General features: G+C 58.3%; 5 protein-coding genes. 1 reads left to right on the top strand and 4 read right to left on the bottom strand.

All coding sequences use genetic code 11. The features are described from left to right. Positions 1-46 precede the first annotated feature (46 nt). Positions 47-1,186 (top strand): IS481 family transposase, encoded by a 1,140-nt coding sequence (locus tag AAAB16_RS00430; RefSeq protein ID WP_340661551.1) that lies wholly within the window; start codon positions 47-49, stop codon positions 1,184-1,186. Between the two features lie 149 nt (positions 1,187-1,335). Here the strand turns inward: AAAB16_RS00430 and sucD are convergent, their stop codons facing one another. The 4 genes from sucD to odhB form a co-directional block, all read right to left on the bottom strand. Continuing rightward, on the bottom strand, positions 1,336-2,223 hold the full coding sequence (sucD, locus tag AAAB16_RS00425; protein WP_340661549.1) for a succinate--CoA ligase subunit alpha: 888 nt from the start codon (positions 2,221-2,223) through the stop codon (positions 1,336-1,338). Further along, entirely contained in the window at positions 2,223-3,389 is a 1,167-nt protein-coding gene (sucC, locus tag AAAB16_RS00420; protein ID WP_108097304.1) for an ADP-forming succinate--CoA ligase subunit beta, read from the bottom strand. The genes sucD and sucC overlap by 1 nt, the downstream gene beginning before the upstream one ends. Before the next feature lie 163 nt (positions 3,390-3,552). After that, positions 3,553-4,989, bottom strand: a complete 1,437-nt coding sequence (gene lpdA, locus AAAB16_RS00415; protein ID WP_340661548.1) for a dihydrolipoyl dehydrogenase — start codon at positions 4,987-4,989, stop codon at positions 3,553-3,555. Positions 4,990-5,070: 81 nt separating this feature from the next. Beyond that, a complete protein-coding gene (gene odhB, locus AAAB16_RS00410; RefSeq protein WP_340661550.1) occupies positions 5,071-6,312 on the bottom strand; it encodes a 2-oxoglutarate dehydrogenase complex dihydrolipoyllysine-residue succinyltransferase in 1,242 nt (413 codons plus the stop codon). Positions 6,313-6,371 lie beyond the last annotated feature (59 nt).

The following is a 6,371-nucleotide window of genomic DNA, read 5'->3' as shown; positions in this document are numbered from 1 at the left end:
TAACGCATTTAGGCTTAGGCAATCCTTCGAATCGGGAGATCGAGTGATGCCATGGTCGGAGCGAAGCACTATGTCGATTAGACGCGAGTTTGTTCAGTTGGCAGAGCAGCCCCAGAGCAACATACGGGAGCTCTGTCGGCGCTATGGGGTTAGTCCGAAGACCGGCTATAAGTGGCTGGAACGTCACCGCGAGTTGGGTGATGCAGGGCTGCAGGACCAGTCTCGGCGCCCTCTGCACAGCCCGGCTCGTAGCACTGAGCAACTGGAGTCGGCGGTGGTGCAGTTGCATGAGCGCTTCCCTTATTGGGGCGCCCGCAAACTGCGTAGCTTGTTAGATACCGAGAGCGGGCGACCTCACCACAGCACCATTGACGCGATTCTCAAGCGCCATGGTTGCCAAGTGCTTTACCACAATGGTCAGGCCCAAGCGCCGGCCACGCACCGATTTGAACACCCACAGCCGAATGACCTCTGGCAGATGGATTTCAAAGGTCACTTCCACCTCAACGACAGGCGCTCAGCCCGCTGCCATCCGTTGACGTTACTGGACGATCACTCGCGCTTCTCGCTCTGCCTGCAAGCCTGCGAGGGAGAGCGGTTGGAGCTGGTTAAGCCGCTCCTGATCGAGGTGTTTCGCCGTTATGGTTTGCCGCGGCGGATCACCGCCGACAACGGCCCGCCCTGGGGCTCTAACATCGCGGGCGGGCTGTCGACGCTGGAGGTCTGGATGATGCGTCTGGGCATCGACATGAGCCACAGCCGACCTTATCACCCTCAGACCCAGGGCAAATTGGAGCGCTTCCATCAGACGCTGAAACGCGAGCTGCTGCACCGCTCGTTTAGCGATTTGGAACACTGCCAGCAGGTCATGAGCCAATGGCGAGAGCAGTACAACCACGACCGCCCGCATGAGGCGTTGGACCAGCGCCCGCCAATAAAACACTACCAGCCCAGTCTGCGTAGTTACCCAGAGCAACTGCCCGATGTTGAATACGACCCTGGAGATCGAGTAGTAAAAGTCAGGCAGATGGGACAAATCAGCTTCAAAGGGCTGAACGTCTTCGTTGGCGGTGGGCTTGCTGGAGAACGCGTGGCCATCCGTCCAACTACGGAAGAGGGTATTTACGATGTGGTTTTCATCCGCAAAACCCTGCGCCAGATAGACATCAGGCAACGGACGACATGATCATCAACCCGTTACCCATGTCTCCCGACAGGTGTTACCCATGTCTCCCGGCTGAACACACAGCACACCCTACGGTTAGACACCTGGGGGCGAAAAACTTCGGACAAAAAAAAGACCACCCGAAGGTGGCCTTTTATTGCCGTTAACGCTTACGCGTTTTTAGCGGTCCAGCCGGTCAGCTCAGCCAAAGCTTTGCCGATGTCAGCCAGCGAACGTACGGTTTTAACACCGGCGTCTTGCAGGGCTGCGAATTTCTCGTCAGCAGTACCTTTACCACCAGAAATGATGGCGCCGGCGTGGCCCATGCGCTTGCCTGGAGGGGCAGTCACACCAGCGATGTAGGACACCACTGGCTTGGTCACGTTGGCTTTGATGTAAGCAGCAGCTTCTTCTTCAGCCGAACCACCGATTTCGCCGATCATAACGATGGCTTCAGTTTTCGGGTCTTCCTGGAACAGCTTCAGGATGTCGATGAAGTTGGAGCCTGGGATCGGGTCACCGCCGATGCCGACGCAGGTGGACTGACCGAAACCGGCGTCAGTGGTCTGCTTAACAGCTTCGTAAGTCAGGGTGCCGGAACGCGAAACGATGCCGACTTTGCCTGGCAGGTGAATGTGACCAGGCATGATGCCGATCTTGCATTCGCCGGGGGTGATCACGCCTGGGCAGTTAGGGCCGATCAGGCGTACGCCCAATTCGTCGCACTTAACCTTGGCTTCCAGCATGTCGATGGTGGCGATGCCTTCGGTGATGCAGACGATCAGCTTGATGCCGCCGAAAGCCGCTTCCAGGATCGAGTCTTTGCAGAAAGGAGCCGGAACGTAGATCACGCTGGCGGTAGCGCCAGTTTGCTCTACGGCTTCTTTCACAGTGTTGAACACTGGCAGGCCCAGGTGAGTGGTGCCGCCTTTGCCCGGAGTCACGCCGCCAACCATTTTGGTGCCGTAGGCAATGGCTTGTTCGGAGTGGAAAGTACCCTGCGAGCCGGTGAAGCCCTGGCAGATAACTTTGGTGTCTTTATTGATCAGGACGCTCATTACTTGCCCTCCGCAGCTTTGACGACTTGCTGAGCAGCGTCGGTCAGGCTGGTTGCCGCGATGATGTTCAGGCCGCTTTCTGCCAGTACCTTGGCGCCCAGTTCAGCGTTGTTGCCTTCAAGGCGCACAACCACCGGGATTTTCACGCCCACTTCTTTCACTGCGCCGATGATGCCTTCGGCAATCATGTCGCAACGAACGATGCCGCCGAAGATGTTCACCAGAACAGCTGCAACGTTGGTATCGGACAGAATGATTTTGAACGCTTCGGTTACGCGCTCTTTGGTTGCACCGCCACCTACGTCGAGGAAGTTGGCTGGTTTGCCGCCGTGCAGGTTAACGATGTCCATGGTGCCCATGGCCAGGCCAGCGCCGTTGACCATGCAACCGATGTTGCCTTCCAGGGCTACGTAGTTCAGTTCGAACTTGGCAGCGTGGGCTTCGCGCGGATCGTCTTGCGACGGGTCATGCATAGCGCGCAGTTTTGGCTGGCGGTACATGGCGTTGGCGTCGATGTTGATCTTGGCGTCGAGGCAGTGCAGGTTGCCGTCAGCTTTGATAACCAGCGGGTTCACTTCCAGCAGTGCCAGGTCATAGTCCTGGAACAGTTTGGCCAGGCCAACGAAGATGTGGGTGAACTGCTTGATCTGGTCGCCTTGCAGGCCCAGTTGGAAGGCCAGGTCGCGACCTTGGTACGGCTGTGCACCTACCAACGGATCGATAGTGGCTTTGAGAATTTTCTCAGGGGTGTCGTGAGCGATCTTCTCGATGTCCACGCCGCCTTCGGTGGAGGCCATGAACACGATACGACGGCTGGAGCGGTCAACTACGGCGCCCAGGTACAGCTCTTTGGCGATATCGGTGCACGATTCAACCAGAATCTGGTTAACCGGCTGACCGTTGGCGTCGGTCTGGTAGGTCACCAGACGCTTGCCCAGCCACTGAGCGGCGAAGGCCTTGGCCTCTTCCTTGCTCTTGACCAGTTTCACACCACCGGCTTTACCGCGACCACCGGCGTGAACTTGGGCTTTAACAACCCACTCAGTGCCACCGATTTTGTCGCAGGCCTCAGCGGCCGCTTCTGGGGTGTTTACTGCAAAGCCTTTGGATACGGGCAGGCCGTACTCAGCAAACAGTTGCTTACCCTGATACTCGTGAAGATTCATGCTTGTCTACCGTCTTCGTTAGGTATTGCGCATTCGACGCTGCGTGATAATTGCCGCGCCACCTGTGACCGTTTTCGAGAAACAGTCCGCCTGGGCATTCCGCGGTACGCCTTCGTGGTGAAGACGCACGACGGGCAGCCCGGCGTGGTTCTTGTTGTCGCTATTAACGCTTCTTGCGGTTGGCGATGTGGATGGCGCCGCCATTCACTGCCAAGGCCGCTTCGTGCAGCGCTTCGGACATGGTTGGGTGCGAGAACACCATCATGCCCAGGTCTTCGGCACTGGTGCCGAACTCCATGCCGATTGCACCTTGTTGCACCAGCTCAGCCGCAGCTGGGCCGATTACATGCACGCCCAATACGCGGTCGGTCTTGGCATCAGCGATGACTTTGACGAAACCTGCGGTGTCGTTGGCAGCCATGGCACGGCCACTGGCAGCGAACGGGAAGGTGCCGACGTTAACTGCAACGCCTTCAGCCTTGAGCGCCTGTTCGGTTTTACCCACCCATGCGATTTCCGGATGGGTGTAGATAACCGATGGGATCAGGTCGTAGTTCATTTGCGCTTTGTGACCGGCGATACGCTCGGCAACCATCACGCCCTCTTCCGAGGCTTTGTGCGCGAGCATCGTGCCACGCACCACGTCACCGATGGCGTAAACGCCCGGAACGCTGGTGGTGCAATGGTCGTCAACAAAGATGTAGCCACGCTCGTCCAGGGTCACACCGCTGTCGGAGGCCAACAGTTCGGTGGTCACTGGGCGACGGCCTACAGCCACGATCAGCTTGTCGAACACTTGCTTCTGTTCGCCTTCGGCGTCGGTGTAGGTCACGGTGACTTGCTTTTTCTTCACCGAGGAACCGGTAACGCGGGCGCCCAGTTTGATTTTCAGACCCTGCTTGGTGAGGATCTTCAGCGCTTCTTTGGAAACCGCTTCGTCAGCAGCTGGCAGGAACTTGTCCAGCGCTTCGAGCACGGTCACTTCCGAACCCAGACGAGCCCAGACCGAACCCAATTCCAGACCGATCACGCCAGCGCCAATCACGCCGAGGGTTTTCGGTACGGCTTGGAAGTCCAGCGCGCCGGTGGAGTCGACGATCACGTCTTGGTCAACCGGGGCCGGTGGAATGTCCACAGGGCGCGAGCCGGAGGCCAGAATTACGTTGTCGGCTTCGTACACAACGGCTTTGCCGTCGAGGCCGGTAACTTCTACTTGCTTGTTAGCCAGCAGCTTGCCGTGGCCTTCGAGCAGGGTCACACCGTTGGCCTTGAACAAGGTGGCAACGCCGCCAGTCAGGTTTTTAACGATGCCGTCTTTACGGGCAACCATGGCCTTGACGTCGATGGTGACGTTTGGCGCGGTGATACCGTGAATAGCGAAGCCTTCGTGGGCCTCGTGATACTTGTAGGAGCTGTCCAGCAGCGCCTTGGACGGAATGCAACCGACGTTCAGGCAGGTACCACCCAGGGCAGTTTTGCCCTCCTTGCCCTGATACTTCTCGACACAGGCAGTTTTCAAGCCCAGTTGAGCGGCCTTGATAGCGGCTACGTAGCCCCCTGGGCCAGCACCGATGACTACCACGTCAAATTTTTGCGTCATAACTCATTCCTTTTCGGATGAAACCGGACGGCCCCTTGTGGGGGCCGCCGTGATCAAACCACAGAGCAAATATCCAGCGGATCAGATATCCAGCAGCAGACGAGCCGGGTCTTCCAGCAGGTTCTTGATGGTGACGAGGAAGCTAACTGCTTCTTTACCATCGATCAGACGGTGGTCGTAGGACAGGGCCAAGTACATCATCGGACGGATGACAACTTGACCGTTAACGGCCATCGGGCGCTGCAGAATGTTGTGCATGCCGAGGATAGCGGCCTGCGGCGGGTTAACGATTGGGGTCGACATCATCGAACCGAACGTACCGCCATTGGTGATGGTGAAGGTGCCGCCAGTCATCTCGTCGATGGACAGCTTGCCCTCTTTGGCCTTCTTACCAAAGGTGGCGATGCCGCCTTCTACTTCGGCCAGGCTCATCAGCTCGGCGTTACGCAGAACCGGAACCACCAGACCACGGTCGCTCGACACGGCAACGCCGATATCCTGGTAGCCGTGGTACACGATGTCGGTGCCATCAATCGAAGCGTTGACCGCTGGGAAGCGCTTCAACGCCTCAACCGAAGCCTTAACGAAGAACGACATAAAGCCCAGGCGTACGCCGTTGTGGGTCTTCTCGAACAGGTCTTTGTACTTGCTACGCAGGGCCATGACTTCGGTCATGTCCACTTCGTTGAAGGTGGTCAGCATCGCCATGGTCGACTGAGCTTCAACCAGACGCTCGGCAACCTTGGCCCGCAGACGGGTCATCGGTACGCGTTTTTCGACGCGGTCGCCAGCAGCGAATACCGGAGCGGCAGCGGCAGCAGGTGCAGCCGCTTTGGCAGCCGGAGCAGCAGCCGGAGCGGATTTCTTCGCTTCGATGGCAGCCACTACGTCTTCTTTAGTCACGCGACCGCCTTTACCGCTGGCGGTGATGGTGTTGACGTCGATGCCGTTCTCTTCAGCCAGCTTACGAGCAGCTGGCGCGAGGATCAGTTCAGCACTGGCGGCCGGTGCAGCAGCCGGAGCGGCGGCAGCGGTGGCAGCAGGAGCAGCGGCGGCGGCCGGAGCAGCAGCAGCAGCAGCCGAACCGGCGTCACCCAGCTTGCCCAGCAGTTCGCCGCTGAGCACGGTGTCGCCTTCGTTCTTGACGATTTCAGCCAGAACGCCGTCGGCCTCGGCCAGCACTTCCATAACAACTTTATCGGTTTCGATGTCGACGATCAGGTCGTCGCGCTTTACGGCGTCGCCCGGCTTTTTGTGCCAGGTAGCAACGGTGCCGTCAGCAACCGATTCCGGGAATGTTGGGGCTTTGATCTCGATAGCCATTGTGTACGGTTCCTTAAATTCGGGTTCTTCAGCGAAGTGGCTGCAGACCAGCGCTGCAG

The sequence above is a fragment of the Pseudomonas sp. genome, from assembly GCF_037994325.1.
GTDB lineage: Bacteria > Pseudomonadota > Gammaproteobacteria > Pseudomonadales > Pseudomonadaceae > Aquipseudomonas.
The sequence above is the reverse complement of the archived record's forward strand: the minus strand, read 5'-3'. Positions and strand labels throughout refer to the sequence as shown.

What these genes read in the sequence shown, in the direction of transcription:
- AAAB16_RS00430 (WP_340661551.1), top strand. Translation starts at nt 47, where the DNA reads ATGCCATGGTCGGAGCGAAGCACTATGTCGATTAGACGCGAGTTTGTT.
- sucD (WP_340661549.1), bottom strand. Translation starts at nt 2,223, where the DNA reads ATGAGCGTCCTGATCAATAAAGACACCAAAGTTATCTGCCAGGGCTTC.
- sucC (WP_108097304.1), bottom strand. Translation starts at nt 3,389, where the DNA reads ATGAATCTTCACGAGTATCAGGGTAAGCAACTGTTTGCTGAGTACGGC.
- lpdA (WP_340661548.1), bottom strand. Translation starts at nt 4,989, where the DNA reads ATGACGCAAAAATTTGACGTGGTAGTCATCGGTGCTGGCCCAGGGGGC.
- odhB (WP_340661550.1), bottom strand. Translation starts at nt 6,312, where the DNA reads ATGGCTATCGAGATCAAAGCCCCAACATTCCCGGAATCGGTTGCTGAC.